At 69.2% G+C, this 14,390-nt stretch carries 16 protein-coding genes; 7 read left to right on the plus strand and 9 right to left on the minus strand.

The genetic code is table 11. The features are described 5' to 3' along the window. Positions 1-346 precede the first annotated feature (346 nt). The gene (locus ADBZ6I_RS09895; RefSeq protein ID WP_526383295.1) at positions 347-1,090 is read left to right on the plus strand and encodes a glucose 1-dehydrogenase; all 744 of its coding nucleotides are present in this window, start codon (positions 347-349) and stop codon (positions 1,088-1,090) included. 1 nt (position 1,091) lies between these two features. Here ADBZ6I_RS09895 and ADBZ6I_RS09900 read toward each other — a convergent pair whose 3' ends face one another. Beyond that, the gene (locus ADBZ6I_RS09900; protein ID WP_526383297.1) at positions 1,092-1,907 is read right to left on the minus strand and encodes an HAD family hydrolase; all 816 of its coding nucleotides are present in this window, start codon (positions 1,905-1,907) and stop codon (positions 1,092-1,094) included. Then, positions 1,904-2,800, minus strand: a complete 897-nt coding sequence (locus tag ADBZ6I_RS09905) for a DMT family transporter (RefSeq protein WP_526383299.1) — start codon at positions 2,798-2,800, stop codon at positions 1,904-1,906. The genes ADBZ6I_RS09900 and ADBZ6I_RS09905 overlap by 4 nt, the downstream gene beginning before the upstream one ends. A gap of 288 nt (positions 2,801-3,088) precedes the next feature. Here ADBZ6I_RS09905 and ADBZ6I_RS09910 point away from each other — a divergent pair, with 288 nt between their 5' ends. Genes ADBZ6I_RS09910 through ADBZ6I_RS09920 form a run of 3 tightly spaced genes read left to right on the plus strand, consistent with a single transcriptional unit; the run spans position 3,089 to position 6,325 of the window. Continuing rightward, positions 3,089-3,751, plus strand: coding sequence for a GNAT family N-acetyltransferase (locus ADBZ6I_RS09910; RefSeq protein ID WP_526383301.1), 663 nt, complete (start codon positions 3,089-3,091; stop codon positions 3,749-3,751). Positions 3,752-3,771: 20 nt separating this feature from the next. Next, positions 3,772-5,016, plus strand: coding sequence for an oxygenase MpaB family protein (locus ADBZ6I_RS09915; RefSeq protein WP_526383303.1), 1,245 nt, complete (start codon positions 3,772-3,774; stop codon positions 5,014-5,016). A 25-nt stretch (positions 5,017-5,041) separates the two neighbouring features. Next, the gene (locus ADBZ6I_RS09920; RefSeq protein ID WP_526383305.1) at positions 5,042-6,325 is read left to right on the plus strand and encodes a competence/damage-inducible protein A; all 1,284 of its coding nucleotides are present in this window, start codon (positions 5,042-5,044) and stop codon (positions 6,323-6,325) included. A 281-nt stretch (positions 6,326-6,606) separates the two neighbouring features. Here the strand turns inward: ADBZ6I_RS09920 and ADBZ6I_RS09925 are convergent, their stop codons facing one another. From ADBZ6I_RS09925 to ADBZ6I_RS09950, 6 genes are read right to left on the minus strand one after another with little or no spacing between them, the layout of a single operon-like run. Next, positions 6,607-7,710 carry a GGDEF domain-containing protein gene (locus ADBZ6I_RS09925; protein ID WP_526383307.1) on the minus strand — a complete coding sequence of 368 codons (1,104 nt, stop codon included), beginning with the start codon at positions 7,708-7,710 and terminating at the stop codon, positions 6,607-6,609. Next, positions 7,707-8,303: a class I SAM-dependent DNA methyltransferase gene (locus ADBZ6I_RS09930; RefSeq protein WP_526383309.1), complete on the minus strand. Its 597-nt coding sequence runs from the start codon at positions 8,301-8,303 to the stop codon at positions 7,707-7,709. Before ADBZ6I_RS09930 ends, ADBZ6I_RS09925 begins: the two co-directional genes overlap by 4 nt. 21 nt (positions 8,304-8,324) lie before the next feature. Next, positions 8,325-9,071: a peroxide stress protein YaaA gene (gene yaaA, locus ADBZ6I_RS09935; RefSeq protein WP_526383311.1), complete on the minus strand. Its 747-nt coding sequence runs from the start codon at positions 9,069-9,071 to the stop codon at positions 8,325-8,327. 16 nt (positions 9,072-9,087) lie between these two features. Then, positions 9,088-9,810, minus strand: coding sequence for a molybdate ABC transporter substrate-binding protein (modA, locus tag ADBZ6I_RS09940; RefSeq protein ID WP_526383313.1), 723 nt, complete (start codon positions 9,808-9,810; stop codon positions 9,088-9,090). A 13-nt stretch (positions 9,811-9,823) separates the two neighbouring features. Further along, a complete protein-coding gene (locus ADBZ6I_RS09945; protein WP_526383315.1) occupies positions 9,824-10,345 on the minus strand; it encodes an Rv1352/Rv1906c domain-containing protein in 522 nt (173 codons plus the stop codon). A 24-nt stretch (positions 10,346-10,369) separates the two neighbouring features. Continuing rightward, positions 10,370-10,798, minus strand: coding sequence for an STAS domain-containing protein (locus ADBZ6I_RS09950; RefSeq protein WP_526383317.1), 429 nt, complete (start codon positions 10,796-10,798; stop codon positions 10,370-10,372). A gap of 272 nt (positions 10,799-11,070) precedes the next feature. Between ADBZ6I_RS09950 and ADBZ6I_RS09955 the strand changes: the two genes are divergently transcribed. The 3 genes from ADBZ6I_RS09955 to ADBZ6I_RS09965 are packed head-to-tail and all read left to right on the plus strand — an operon-like array spanning position 11,071 to position 12,742. Beyond that, on the plus strand, positions 11,071-11,574 hold the full coding sequence (locus ADBZ6I_RS09955; protein ID WP_526383319.1) for a protein disulfide oxidoreductase: 504 nt from the start codon (positions 11,071-11,073) through the stop codon (positions 11,572-11,574). Between the two features lie 2 nt (positions 11,575-11,576). Further along, positions 11,577-12,467, plus strand: a complete 891-nt coding sequence (locus ADBZ6I_RS09960) for a cytochrome c biogenesis CcdA family protein (RefSeq protein ID WP_526383321.1) — start codon at positions 11,577-11,579, stop codon at positions 12,465-12,467. Positions 12,468-12,475: 8 nt separating this feature from the next. Next, on the plus strand, positions 12,476-12,742 hold the full coding sequence (locus tag ADBZ6I_RS09965; RefSeq protein ID WP_526383325.1) for a hypothetical protein: 267 nt from the start codon (positions 12,476-12,478) through the stop codon (positions 12,740-12,742). Between the two features lie 63 nt (positions 12,743-12,805). On the opposite strand, the gene katG is transcribed toward ADBZ6I_RS09965, so the two are convergent. Then, a partial coding sequence (gene katG, locus ADBZ6I_RS09970; RefSeq protein WP_526383323.1) for a catalase/peroxidase HPI occupies positions 12,806-14,390 on the minus strand: 1,585 nt, incomplete at its 5' end.

A 14,390-nucleotide genomic window follows, 5' to 3' on the forward strand; every position in this document is an offset into this window, starting at 1 on the left:
CGTCACGCCCGCCTCATGTTCTGGGATCGGCGCCGGACCAGACCGCCATCCTCAACTGCAGTGTCGGCGGCCAGGCGTGGCGGGCGGTCTGCTTGTCGCAGTACGTCAACGGCGGACCCGGGATGTACCCAGGGGGAATCGCCATCGGTGTCGGCGGCGGCAGATAACGCTCAGGGCGCCCGATTGACGGCCGCTCCGGATCGTCCGCCGACCAGCATCGATCCGCCCGCGGCGGCAAGACTTCGTTGAGCACCGGGACGTCGGCGACGCTGTTGTCGACTACCCGGGGTACCCGGGGCAAAACCCTGGAAGGAGCGTCAACCGCACCACGGTAGCCTGACGCCCCATGGGACGCGTTGCGGACAAGGTCGTGCTGATCACCGGCGGTGCCGGCGCCAAGGGCATGGGTGCCGCCAGTGCCCGGATGCTCATCGCCGAGGGCGCCAAGGTGGTGATCGGCGACGTTCTCGACGAGCAGGGCCAGACGCTGGTCGCCGAACTCGGGGATACGGCGCGATACGTCCATCTCGACGTGACCAGCGGTGAAGATTGGACAGCCGCCGTCGAAACCACGGTGGCCGAATTTGGCAAGCTCAACGTGCTGGTCAACAACGCCGGCATCGTGCAGGCCGCCCCGCTGAAGACGGCGGATATCACCCGCTGGCAGAAAGTCCTCGACGTCAACCTGACCGGCGCGATGCGGGGCATTCAGGCCGTCATCGCCCCGATGATCGCGGCCGGCGGCGGTTCGATCATCAACATTTCGTCCATCGAGGGCATGCGCGGTGCGGTATGGATGCACAGTTACGTCGCGTCCAAGTGGGGACTGCGCGGGCTCACCAAGTCCGCGGCGCTGGAACTGGCGCCGGAGAAGATCCGGGTCAACTCCATCCATCCGGGGTTCATCCGCACCGCGATGACCAAACACCTGCCCGACGACATCGTGAAGGCCCCGATGGGCCGGGCCGGCACCCCCGAGGAGGTGGCCCCCTATGTGGTGTTCCTGGCCAGCGACGAATCGTCGTTCTCGACCGGATCGGAGTACGTGGTCGACGGTGGCTTGATCACCGACGTGCCGCACCGCGCATAGCTCAGCGGCGATCCCGGCCGCGCAGCGCCACCGCACTGAACGCCGCCCCGAGCGCGGCCCGGCCCAGCCCCGGCAGGTGTGCCAGCGCGTCGGCCGCGCCGCGGCGCTGACCGGGCACCGTCACCCGCAGCACCGGCCAGCTGCGGTTGTCGGCCAGCGCCGCAAGACCGGGACGCGGATTGACCGGCCGGGGATGACCCACCAGTTCCATCAGCGCCGCATCCTCGTCGCCGTCGGCGTAGAAATAGCTCTGCCGTATCTGCACCCCGTGCTCGTCGCAGAACCGTTGCACCGCAAGCGCTTTCTGCCGGCCCCATACGATCGGCGTATTGATCCGGCCGGTGAGCCGGTCGCCCCCGTCGAGTTCGAAGGTGTTGCAGACCACGTGCGGGATACCGAGTGCGCGCGCCACCGGCGCGGCGTGGATGGTCAGCGCCGACGAACTCATCACCAGGGTGTGGCCGCGTTCCCGGTGGGCATCGACGATCTGGCGCATCAGTGGATAGACCTTGGCGGCCAGCTGCTCGGCGAACAACCGCTCGCCGATCTCGTCGAGTTCGGCAAGGGATTCCCCGCTCAGGAAGCCGGCCGCCCGCGACAGCAGCCGCTCGAACTGCATGCGGCCCAGTTTGTACCGCAACGACGCCTCCACGACGCCGAGGACCTCGCCGATCTGCGCCTGACCCCGCTTGATCCGGTCGCTGGCGTGCGCGACTGCGGTGAATCCGGCGACCAGGGTCCCGTCGCAGTCGAAGAAGGCGCCGACCGCCGGGCCGCGCGGACTCGCCGCGATCTGATGCAGCGGGTCGGCGGTCATGATCGCTGCCGCCGCGCCCCGACCGCCTCCAACTCGTCCTCATAGGCGCCTTCGTCGCGGCCAAGCGCGACCGTGGCGGCGGTCATCGCGGCCACGGCCACACCCAGCGCGATCGCGCTCTGGGTGCTGACCACCAGATGCTCACCGAGCACCACCTGGCCGAGCAGCACCGCGACGATCGGTTCGAGCACCAGCATCGCCGGTACCGAAGCCTTCAGAGAGCCGGCATGGAAGGCCGACTGCTGCAGCAGCGTCGCACCCACACCGAACGCGATCAGGGCGTAGGTGACCGGGGAACTCAGCGCCCGCCACAGGCTTTGACCGGTGAGCAACTGGGTCGCGATCTTGGTCAGCACCAAGACCACGCCGAACATCAGGCCCACCCCGATCCCGAGCATGATTGCCCTGCGCCAGTCCGACATCCGCCGCGACAGCACCACAGCGCCGGCCACCAGGACCAGGCAGCCCACCGCCACCGCGATCGCGGTGGGTTCGGATGCCACATAGTCGCCGGGCTGGGTCTTTGCCAGCGCGACGAAGACGGCCAGCGCCGCGGTGAGAACCAGTGCCCAGCCCCATTCGACGGCGGTGACCCGCCGCCCGGCCAGCCAGGCGCTCAGCGGCAGCGCGAACAGCAGCGCCGACACCAGCAGCGGCGCCACCAGCAGCAGTGACCCGTAGGTCAGCGCGATCGCCTGGAACACGTATCCGGTCACCGCGGCGGCGGTACCGGCCCACCACAGCGGGCGGCGGATCAGCGTGGCGAGCATCAGCGTGCTGACGCCGAGGTGGTCGGGGACATCCATCGTGGCGCGCTGGCGCACCACGATCCCGATTGCGGTGAACACCGCGCCTGCCAGTGCAGCGGCCACCACCAGGGTGTGCTCGAGCAAGGCGGTGTCCCTTCCGGCGGACCTCGACAGTCGCCTAAGGCGAATGTAGGCCACCAGGCGCCCGGTACGGGGCGGCTCGTCGGCGCGTCGGGCCTCGGCGGACCCCCGCGTGCCGGAGCCGACGGTTTATCCGTCCGCCGCGGCAGGTATTCCGACGGTGTGCCGACTGCCGCGCTGCTCGACGCCCGCCGCGATCTGGCCCCCGCCGCGATCTGGCCGAGGTCGACTTTCGTTCCGGCCTGATGCGCTCACGTCACCGAATCCGGACGCCCGGACTAGGCTGAGCCCATGACCGACCAGGACCGCACCGTCACCCGTCGCGCCATCGCCGACGCTCTGCTCACCGCTCTGGAACGCCGGCAGGAAGTCGTCGAAGCCATCGTGAAGTCCGCCGACCGGGCCGCCGCGATCGAGGCCGTCACCGAACTGCTGGGCACGACCCGGGTCGGCAGCGAAGCGCTGATGGGCATGCGGCTGGACCAGTTCACCAAGGAATCCCGCCGCCGGATCGCCGCCGAACTCGACGACCTCAACAGCCAGCTGAGCTTCACCGTCGGTGAGCGGCCGGCCAGCGCGGACGACAACCTGCGGCTGCGGCCGTTCTCCCACGAGCACGACCGCGACATCTTCGCGGTGCGCACCGACGAGATCGGATCGGCCGGCGACGGTTCGGGCTCACCGGCGCGCAGCCTGGAAGACGAAATCAACGCCGCGCGTATCCGTTTGCGCGCTGAGGAAGCCGCCTGGTTCATCGCCCTCGACGGCGACGAGAAGATCGGCATGGTCTTCGGCGAGATGTCCGGGGGAGAGGTCAACGTCCGTATCTGGGTTCACCCCGAACACCGCAAGAAGGGTTACGGCACGGCCGCGCTGCGCCGCTCCCGTTCGGAGTTGGCGGCCGTCTTCCCGGCCGTCCCGTTGGTGGTCCGGGCGCCCGGCGTCAGCGGCTGACGAGGACAACGGCCGCTGTGATGCCCGACATCCCCACGGATTTCCGCTATCCGGAAGCCAAGACCGGGACCGGTCACGCCAAGCTGCGCAACCGGGTGCTCAAGCTCACCGGGATCGACCTGTTTCCGTCCGACGAGATGGCCGCCGCCTTCAAAGCCGGTCTGACCGAGGGTGATCCGATCGCCGAGCGGTTCGTCGCCGAGACTTACCACGGCGAGCTCGGCGCGAAGAAGGCGCGCGAACTCGTCGAAAAGGCGATGAACGAAGGCCTGGACAGCGTCCCCGAGGCGCCGGAGTCACTGCGCGCACTGGTCGAGGACTTCAACGCGATCCCGGACTGGCTCGACACCGACCTGGTCGAGGAGGGCGCCGCCGTGTGGCGCCGGTGGGCGTACTCGCTGGGCGCGGTGGGTAACGCCGGCACCATGGACACCTACACCGAGAGCTGGCTGGCGCTGCCGCTGTCGCTATCGGGCGGGTACGCCGGCGAACGCGCCCTGCACCGCTATATGGAGACCTCGCGCTGGTGGATGGAGGTCAGTAAGCCCGGAGCTGTGCTGACGCCCGGCTCGGTGGCCCGCAGCATCTCCATGCACGTGCGGATCATGCACGTCAGCGTGCGGGCGCGGGTCAAGGGACACCCGGAGTGGGAATACCAGCGCTGGGGTCTGCCGATCAGCCAGTCGGCGATGATGCTGACCCTGCTGGGCGGCAGCGTCGCCCCGGCACTGGGCCTCACCGCGCTGGGATACCTCACCTCACGGCGGGAGGTGCGTGCGGTGCTGCACTTCAACCGCTACTGCGGCTACCTGGTCGGAGACCGCTGCGACGGCTACTTCCCGGAGACCATCATGGATGCCTGGCGAGTCCTGTTCATGGCCGATTCGGCGCGCAGTTACAACTCGGCGGCAACCGGCACCGAACTCGTCGAGTCGTTCCCCTCGGCTTTCGCGCCCAAGGAGGACCAGCGCGGACTCAACCGGCTTCGGGCCGCCTATCACTATCAGCTTCAGACGGGATACTCCGGCTTCTTCATGCTGCCGTGGAACCGCAAGCGCTACCACCTGCCCTCGCCGATCCTCGGGATGACCCTGCTGCTGCTGCGATCACCGCTGATCGCCGGTGTCGAGGTCGCCCGCAGGATCGTGCCCGGAGTGGACACCAAGTGGCAGAAGTTCGCCTACGACCGCTGGGAACGCTGGTACCACTGGCAGTCCGGCGGTAGGGCCGCGGAGTTCAAGGCTGCCACGCCGCTGCGCCGATGAGTGCGGCGGCGTTGAGCGGGCGGCCATGAGCGTTCGCGCGGGAATTCTGGTCACCGGTACCGAGGTGCTGACCGGCCGGGTGGCCGACCGCAACGGCCCCTGGGTCGCCGACCGGCTGCTGGAGCTCGGCATTGAGCTGGCGCACATCACCATCTGCGGCGACCGCTCGTCCGACATCGAGGCGCAGTTGGGCTTCCTGCGCTCCGAAGGCGTCGACCTCGTCGTGACGACCGGCGGCCTGGGGCCCACCGCCGACGATATGACGGTTGCGACGGTGGCCCGGTTCTGCGGCCTGCAACTGGTGCTCGACACGGCGATGGAGGCGACGATCGCGGAGATCGTCGCCCGGTGGATGGCCCGATTCCCGGATATCGACACCGCGGCGGTACAGGCAGCCAACCGCAAGCAGGCCATGGTCCCCGAGGGAGCGACGGTGCTGCACCCGGTCGGTACCGCTCCTGGTGTAGTGATCGCCGGGTCCGACGGCCCGACGATCATCGTGCTGCCCGGGCCGCCGAAAGAGTTGCAGGGTATGTGGCCCGCCGCGGTGGCCACCGAGACTGTGCAGCAGGCCATCGCCGGGCGTACCGCCTACCAGCAGGACACCGTGCGGATGTTCGGGGTAGCCGAGGCCGGTCTGGCCGAAACTCTGCGCGCCGCTGAGGAATCCGTGCCGGGATTCACCGGCCTGGAGATCACCACCTGTCTGCGGCGCGGTGAGCTGGAGATGGTGACGCGCTATGAGCCGGCCGGTGCGCAGGCCTATCGGGGCCTGATGGAGCTGGTGCGGGACCGCCACGGCGCGGCCGTCTTCTCCGAGGACGGCTCCACCGTCGACGAGCAGGTCGCCGGTCTGCTGTCAGGGCGTCGGATCGCCACCGCGGAATCCTGCACCGCCGGGATGCTGGCCGCGCGGCTGACCGACCGCGCTGGATCTTCGGCGTATGTCACCGGCGGGGTGGTGGCGTACGCGAATAAGGCGAAAGTGGTTCTGCTGGAGGTGGATTCGGCTTTGATCGACGAGCACGGTGCGGTGTCCGCCGAAGTGGCCGAGGCGATGGCCGCCGGTGCGATCCGACGTTTGAATGTCGACACCGCCGTCGCGATCACCGGGGTGGCCGGGCCGGGCGGCGGGACGGAGGGCAAGCCGGTCGGCACGGTGTGGTTCTGCGTGATGCTCGCCGGCGGGCCGACGGTGACCCGGCGCGTCCAGGTGCCGGGGGAGCGCCCCGACGTGCGGGAGCGGTCCACCACGGTGGCGATGCATCTCTTGCGCAGGGCGCTGCTCGACGCCCGCGCCCAGACCTGAGCCCCGACCGCAGCCGTCAGGCGACCACGTCGGCGGAAACCGGATCGCACAGCGTCAGCAGCCGGCCGCCCAAGTCGGCGAGTTCCACGATCAGCGTGTTGCGGTCCAGCCCGGCGTCCATGGCGGCGGCCAGCAGTGCGGCGATCTCGTCACGGTCGTCGTGCCGCGCTGCCCGGATCAGCCGCCAGGGCGTAGCGCCTTTCGTCGAGGTAGTCGTTCATGGCTCCGATTTCGGCGATGTCGGACAATCTTGCCGTACATCGGCTCTGCAGGGTGCCGATTCAGGCGGGCTCGATGACGTATTCGGCGGTATTGCCACCCTGGCGGCGGGCCCGGTGCATCGTCGTGGTCGCCAGGGCGATGCACTCGTCCAGCACGTCCTCCGGCGGACGGTCGGCGAGCGGACGCAGCGGCGTGCACACCACCCCGATGCTGGCGGTGATGCCGACCGGGGTGGCGGCGATCGCGCCGCGGATACGCTCGGCGAGCGGGGTGGGGTCCGCCGTGGTGAAGGTGTCGGCGACCAGGAACTCGGCTTCGCCGAGGTGCCCGATCACCGCGTCCCGGCGGACGGTATCGCGCAGCGCCAGCCCGACGGCAATCAGCGCCTCGTCGGCTCCCCGCCGGCCCTTGACGCTCAGCAGCGCCGCGTAGCTGTCGACAGTGAGCATCACGATCACCAGATAACGATCGTCGCCGCGGTTGCGGGCTCCGATCAGATTGCCGGCGACTTCGTCGAACGCCTGGCGGGGCAGCAGGCCGGTCAGCGGGTCGACGTCGGTGCGAGCCTGGGCTGAGGCGGTCACCGCAGCAATGGTCCGGCCTGCGAACAGGACCGCGGCGTCGATCAGCACGACCGGGGTGGACACCGCCACCGCCGCGGCGGCGCTATCGATCAATCCGATCTGGACCGCCAGCCACCCGGTGGTGACGGCTGCGGCGAGGGTCACGAACAACTGCACCGGCGGCCCGTGGAACAGGGTGGCGTAACCGATCACGAACGCGAAGGAAGTACCGACGAGCAGGCCGGAGAACGGGTTGGTCGCCGCGATGCACCCCGCCGCCAGCAGCAGCGTCCCGAGGACCACCACGGTGATGGACTGGCCGCGGGTGGGCCAGCGATCGCGCAGCCATACCGAAGCCAGCGCCGTACAGGCGAGTGGGCTGATGGCCAACACCGCCCGCCCGCCCGGGATACTGCTGGCTGCCGGATTGGCGGCAGCCAGCAGCGGGGGCAGGCCCAGGGTGAGGATGTAGCCGCCCACCATCCGCATCGTTGTGCGCCGGTGGCCGCTGGCGGTGAGCCGGGAGGTGACCGCGTAGTACTGGTCAGGTACCGGACTGGTGAAGGGTTTGACGGCGTTTAGCGAGCTGAAGGGACTCATGATCTCCGCCGGTGGACCGATACCGCGTACTCTCCGCCGTCGAACGGATCGCGATCCCAGGTAGACCACCGGGCAACCGGCACCAGACCGGCGTCGCCGGTCAACCGGTCATAGGCTCCCAGGGTCAGGCTGTCGGGGCGAAGCTGAAAACCGGCGACCAGCAGGGCGTCCGGCCGTAACCGGGCCGCCAGATTCGCCAACACCCGGCCCTCGGTTCCCGGGCCCAGAAAAATCATCACGTTCCCGGCCAACAGCACCAGATCGACATCGCCGGGCACTTCCGCCGGCCACCCAGGCTCTGCGAGATCGACCTGCGCCCAAGCCAATTCGGGCGATTTGGTGCGAGCCGTCTCTAGCATGGCGGGGTCGGCGTCGACCCCGGTGACCGCGAAGCCGCGGCGCGCCAGTTCTATCGACACCCGGCCGGTGCCGCAGCCGGCGTCGAGCACGGTGTGCCCGCCGGCCACGGTCAGCAGTGACTGGATCAGATCGGCTTCACCATGAATGTTCTGTCCGGAGGCGGCAAGAGGCTCCCACTGGGCGTCGTATTCGTCGCCGCGGGTGGCCTCGCTCAGCTGCCAGCGCGTAGTCATCGAGTCCCCATCATCGCATCATCACGCGGTGACGACGACGGTGATCCGATTGCCGTCGCGTTCCACCCGCATCCCGGCGCGGCGGGCGACGGCGGCGACCGCGGCGGCGTCGTTGGGCTCGGCGTCGGCCGATACCAGCGCCCGGGCCAACCGGCCCTTGTGCGCCTTGTTGAAGTGGCTGACGGTGTTGCGCCGGCCGTCCGGGTGCTCGGCCACTACGTCGACCCGCACTGCGCTGTCGAGCCGGCCGAGGCCGATGTAAGCCCCCGACCGCAGATCCACCACGAGATCGCGGCGGGCCAGATCGGCCAGCACCGGCTCCAACACCGGGCGCCAGCGCGCGGCCAGGCCCGGCCGGCCGGGCAATTTCGAACCCGCCGACAGCCGGTAGCCGGGGATGCGGTCATCGGCGCGCAGCAGGCCGAACAGCGCCGAGCCCACGGCCAGCTGCACCTTCGCCCGGGTGGCCGCGGCGCCGCGCAGCGACTCGACGTCCAGGGCGTCGTAGAGAACCCCGGTGTAGCGGTGCAGCGCCGGCAGGGTGGGGGCGGTGCACAACGTGGCGTTGCGTTCGATCTCGGCGTCCTGGGTCGCCGAGATCCCGAGGGCCTGACGGCACGCCACCGGGTCGGCGGCCAGCGCCACCATTTCGGTGACCAGCTCGGCCCGAAGCGGGTTCAGTTCCGGCCAGGCCAGTTCATCGAGCGACAGCGGGGGCCCGTCGCCGCCGGCGCGTTTGGTCTCCGACGGAGGCAGCACAACGATCACGACGCAGACGGTAACGTCACGGCGGGCCGAATCCGGCCGATTCCAGCACCCGGCGACCGGTGGGCCCGGTGACGAGGTCGACGAATCGGTGTGCCGACGCCGGATCGTGCGAGCTGTTCAGCACGGCGATCTGGTAGCTATTGGCCACTCCGGCGGCCTCCGGGAACGCCACCGGGGTGATCTTCGGGCCCGCGGCCTGCGCGTCGGTGACATAGACCAGCCCCGCGTCGGCCTGGCCGCTGATCACCTTGTTGAGCACATCGGTGACCGAGGACTCTTCGCTGACCGGGGTCAGCCGCACACCGGCGCGCGCCTGCAGCGCCGGGAACGCCGAACCGCACGGCACCTGTACCGCGCAGACCACCAAGCTTGACCGGGACAGATCCTGAAATGACCTGATGCCCTTGGGATTTCCGGAGTTCACCGCAATGGTCAAGGTGTTGGTGGCGAACGGCACCGGCGGGCCGGCCAGCAGCCCGGCGTCAGCCGCCTTGTCCATCGTGGCGATGTCGGCGGCGGCGAAGACGTCAGCACCGGCGCCCTGGCTCAGTTGTGTCAGCAGATCCGCTGAGCCGGCGAAGGTCAATTCGACCGCGGCGCCGGTGAACCCGTCACTGAGCTCGGTAAAGGTTCTGGTCAGCGAGGCCGCGGCGAAGACGGCGAGGCTGTCCGGGGCCGGCGTGCCGCAGCCCGCCACCGGCAGCAGCAGCCCGGCGAGCACGGCGGCGATGCGGTGCATCAAGGAGGGTGCATCAATAAGGAGGAAGCTGACCGTTGCCGGACTGTCGGGCCAGGCCGTTGAGGATGTCGAGGTTGTGCCTCAGTTGCAGCTGGGATAACCAGGGCGGGTTCTGATTCGGCGGTGGTGCGCCGACGGCCAACTGCCAGGGCTGGCACCCGTTGGTCTTGAACGCCACGTCGCCGGAGGCGATCTGCACCGTCTGCGGCTGCTTGGACAATGCGTTCTCGATAGTGGTGTTGTTCGGGCCGATCCGCCGCCAGTAGCAGGCGTCACCGGCCAACGGCCCGCCCGAGGTATAGACCCCGGGAAGAATCTGGGTGCCCACCGTGAAGGTGCCGCCGTTATCCATGGCCAGCGGTCCGGGCGGAGCCGGGGGGCCACCAGGGGTGCCGGCCACGGCGACGCCGTGATCCGATGCTGGGCTCGGGGGAGCAGGCGGCGGAACGTCGGGATCCGCTGAGGCGACGTTCGCACCGGCCAGCAACCAGCCAACCGCCACCGCGGCTGTCAACGCCGCTGTTCTACCGCCCACGTGTGACGAGGCTACTCGCCGATCTCAGGCGGTGCGACGCAGTAACGGCAGCAGGAAGTGCCGTCGTCTGAGAACCGCTTCGTCGAACTGGTGCTCGGCAGCGGCGACGGACTGGAGAATGGGCAGTCCCTCGGCGCGGGTCCCCAGGCGCCGCGTCACCGCGTCGCCGGGCACCAGCGCCCAGTCCACCCCGGCCGCGTCGCAGCGCGCGCCGACGGTGTCCAGCAGAGCCATGGCCCGGGGTGTGAACGCGGAGACCTCGCTGAGGTCCAGGACCAGGCGGGAGTCGGCGGCGGCGAATCGCACGGCGTAGTCGGTCACCAGGGCGACGTTGCCGGCATCGACGCGTCCGCGGACGGCGACCACTGTGGCGCCGTGGCGGCAGTACGCCCACAAGTGGACACCCTTGTGGTCAACGGCGGGGTTTCCGTACCGGGAGGTGAAGCTCGTCATGATGTGGCCCCTTGTGTCGATCGCCTGCTGACCGCCAGCGGGGCGGTCACACGTCTGACGCTATGGCGCAAACTTAAGGCCGCTGAGAGCTGTCTTTAAAACTCTTGTGAGAAAGACGTTTTGTCGGCCGCCGCAGCACCGCCGCGAATTGCCGGCAAATTACCGACGGTGTGACGCAATTCTGACCCCGCGTTGTTTGCCGTAGCGCCTGCGGGGGGATGCCAATAGCGTCGGTTGTAGATGTCGTTCCCACGCTCGATTGGAGTTATCCGGTGAAAACCCTGATCCACCGTCTGTTCCGGACGCTGGCATTACTGCTGGCGGTGACCGCGCTGACGTTCGGCGTGGCCCGCCCCGCGACCGCGTCGGCGGCCGACCTCAACTTCACCGGCACCACCGTCAGCGGGGGAACCTTCAACGGCAACAGCCTGGCCGGACGGCCCGCGGTGCTGTGGTTCTGGACGCCGTGGTGCCCGTTCTGCAACCAGGAGGCGCCCAACGTCGCGGCGGTGTCCGCGGCGAACCCGGCGGTGACCTTCGTCGGCATCGCGACCCGCGCCGACAACGCCGCCCTGCAGGGCTTCATCTCCAAGTACGGGCTGGGCTTCACCAATATCAACGACGCCGACGGCTCGATCTGGGCGAAGTTCAACGTGCCCTGGCAGCCGGCCTATGTTTTCCTGCGGCCCGACGGTTCGTCCTCGTTCGTGAACAACCCCACCTCGGCGATGTCTGCGCAGGAGCTCAGTGACCGGGTGAAGGCGCTGACGTCCTAGGCGTGAACACCGACCTGCTCGGCTTGGCCTTCGCCGCCGGGATGGTCGCGGCGTTCAACCCCTGCGGCTTCGCGATGCTGCCCGCCTACCTCGCCCTGGTGATCCGGCGCGACGACGGCGGGCAGGCGGCAGCGGTAACGCGTGCCCTGCTGGCCTCGGCGGTCATGGCGCTGGGTTTCCTGACGGTGTTCGGGCTGTTCGGCCTGTTGACGGTGTCGGTCGCGTCGACCGTTCAGCGTTACCTCCCTTACGGGACGGTCGTGGTGGGGATCGTCCTTGTGGCACTGGGCATTTGGCTGTTGTCCGGCCGGCAGTTGGGCGGCCCGTCGCTGGGCAAGGGGGCGCGGTGGGCGCCGACGGCGCGGCTGGGTTCGATGTTCGGTTACGGGGTGGGCTACGCGTTGGCGTCGCTGTCGTGCACCGTCGGCCCCTTCCTGGCGGTCACCGGCAGCAGTCTGCGCAGCGGGTCGTTGGCCGATGCGGCGTTGGTGTACCTCGCCTATGCGGGCGGCATTGCCCTGGTGGTGGGGGCGCTCGCGGTGGCGGTGGCCCTTGCCAGTGCGGCGACCGTCGATCGGATGCGCCGATTCCTGCCGTACGTCAACCGGGCCGGCGGGCTGATCCTGGTGCTGGTCGGGCTGTACGTGGCCTACTACGGGTGGTTCGAGCTGCGGTTGTTCAGCAGCGCGGGCCCGGTCGACGATCCGATCATCGCCGCGGCCGGTCGCATCCAACGGAGCGTGGCCGGCTGGGTGTACGGCCACGGCGCCTGGCCGTGGTTGCTGGCACTCGGCGTGATCGCCGTGCCGGCCGCCGCGGCGGCGGTGCGGGCCAGGCGGCGTCGTCGGGGTCCGGCGGTCGGCGCCGCGGCGCCGGTAGACTCCGCGGCATGACTTCGAATATCCGACGGTTCGGTATCGGCGCGGCTGTCGTCGCCAGCCTTGTCGGCGGTCCGGTAGTCCTGGCCGTCATCGTCTCCAGCGGAACGGCATCGGCCGACGTGTGCGCCAGCGCCGGCCGGCGGGTGTCGGTCAGCGGGTGCGCCAGCCTGTCCGACGTGATGGCGCCCTACGTGGTCCCGCAGGACGCCTACGCGCCCATCACCCCGAACGCCAGCGCCTGCGTGGGCTGGAACGGTCGCTGGGTGAACGCCAGCGGCTGTTCGTAATCCCCAGCCCTGCAACAGAAAACCCCCGCAGAGATCTGCGGGGGTTTTCTGTTGCTCAGACGCTTACCGGTGCAGGTCGAACCGGTCGTTGTCCATGACCTTGACCCATGCGGAGACGAAGTCGTTGACGAACTTCTCCTTCGCGTCGTCGGAGGCGTACACCTCGGCCAGCGAGCGCAGCACCGAGTTGGATCCGAACACCAGGTCGTTCGCGGTGGCGGTCCACTTCGGCTTGCCAGTCTTGCGGTCGATGCCGTCGTAGACGTTCTCCGTCGACTCCGACACCCTCCACTGGGTGTCCATGTTGAGCAGATTGACGAAGAAGTCGTTGCTCAACACGCCCGGGGAGTCGGTGAAGACGCCGTGCTTGCTGCCGCCGTAGTTGGCGCCCAGCGCCCGCAGGCCGCCGACCACCGCCGTCATCTCCGGGGCGGTGAGGTTGAGCATGTAGGCCTTGTCGAGCAGCAACCGCTCCAGCGGCATCTTCTCGCCGGAGGCGAAGTAGTTGCGGAAGCCGTCGGCCCGCGGTTCCAGCACTGCCATCGCCTCGGCGTCGGTGTGCTCCTGTGTGGCGTCGTTCCGCCCGGGGTGGAACGGTACCGTCACCGCGACACCGGCGTCTGCCGCCGCCTTCTCGACCGCAGCCGAACCGGCCAGCACGATCAGGTCGGCCAGTGAGATCTTCTTGCCACCGGCGGCCGAGCCGTTGAACTCCTGCTGGATCTTCTCCAGCGCAGGCAGCACCGTCGCCAGCTTGGCCGGCTCGTTGATCTCCCAGCCCTTCTGCGGTTCCAGGCGGATCCGGCCGCCGTTGGCGCCGCCGCGCTTATCGGTGCCGCGGAAGCTGGCGGCCGCGGACCACGCGGTGGACACCAGGTCGGCCACCGGCACACCGGCGCTCAGAACCTTGGCCTTCAGCGCCTTGACGTCGGCGTCGTCGACCAGCGGATGGTCGACGGCCGGCACCGGGTCCTGCCACAGTTGCGCCGGGGCCACCCAGGGGCCGAGGAAGCGGGACACCGGACCCATGTCGCGGTGCAGCAGCTTGTACCAGGCGCGGGCGAAGGCATCCGCCAGCTCCTCGGGGTGCTGCAGCCAGCGGCGGGTGATCTCGCCGTAGATCGGATCCACCCGCATCGAGACATCGGTCACCAGCATGGTGGGCTTGCGCTTGGGTCCGTCGAACGGATCCGGGATCACGGCATCGGCGTCCTTGGCCACGAACTGCCAGGCCCCGGCCGGGCTCTTCGCCAGCTCCCACTCGTAGCCGTACAGCGTCTCCAGGTAGCCGTTGTCCCACTTGGTGGGGTTGGGCTTCCACACCACCTCGAGGCCGGAGGTGATGGCGTCCTTGCCGGCGCCACAGCCGAAGCTGCTCTTCCAGCCGATCAGCTGGTCCTCGATCGGCGCTCCCTCGGGATCGACGCCCACCAGTTCGGCGTTGCCGGCACCGTGGGTCTTGCCGAAGCTGTGCCCACCGACGATCAGCGCGGCCGTCTCCTCGTCGTTCATCGCCATCCGGCCGAAGGTCTCGCGGATGTCGTGGGCGGCGGCCAGCGGATCGGGCTTGCCGTTGGGACCCTCGGGGTTGACGTAGATCAGGCCCATCTGCACTGCGCCGAAGGGGTTGGCCAGTTCGCGCTCACCG

Source organism: Mycobacterium sp. (assembly GCF_044342925.1).
Lineage (GTDB): Bacteria > Actinomycetota > Actinomycetes > Mycobacteriales > Mycobacteriaceae > Mycobacterium.

Bases quoted from the DNA above. Each gene is read 5' to 3' on its own strand.
- ADBZ6I_RS09930 (WP_526383309.1), bottom strand. From the start codon at position 8,303: ATGACTACGCGCTGGCAGCTGAGCGAGGCCACCCGCGGCGACGAATAC.
- modA (WP_526383313.1), bottom strand. From the start codon at position 9,810: ATGCACCGCATCGCCGCCGTGCTCGCCGGGCTGCTGCTGCCGGTGGCG.
- ADBZ6I_RS09910 (WP_526383301.1), top strand. From the start codon at position 3,089: ATGACCGACCAGGACCGCACCGTCACCCGTCGCGCCATCGCCGACGCT.
- ADBZ6I_RS09895 (WP_526383295.1), top strand. From the start codon at position 347: ATGGGACGCGTTGCGGACAAGGTCGTGCTGATCACCGGCGGTGCCGGC.
- ADBZ6I_RS09900 (WP_526383297.1), bottom strand. From the start codon at position 1,907: ATGACCGCCGACCCGCTGCATCAGATCGCGGCGAGTCCGCGCGGCCCG.
- ADBZ6I_RS09950 (WP_526383317.1), bottom strand. From the start codon at position 10,798: ATGACGAGCTTCACCTCCCGGTACGGAAACCCCGCCGTTGACCACAAG.
- ADBZ6I_RS09920 (WP_526383305.1), top strand. From the start codon at position 5,042: ATGAGCGTTCGCGCGGGAATTCTGGTCACCGGTACCGAGGTGCTGACC.
- ADBZ6I_RS09925 (WP_526383307.1), bottom strand. From the start codon at position 7,710: ATGAGTCCCTTCAGCTCGCTAAACGCCGTCAAACCCTTCACCAGTCCG.
- ADBZ6I_RS09915 (WP_526383303.1), top strand. From the start codon at position 3,772: ATGCCCGACATCCCCACGGATTTCCGCTATCCGGAAGCCAAGACCGGG.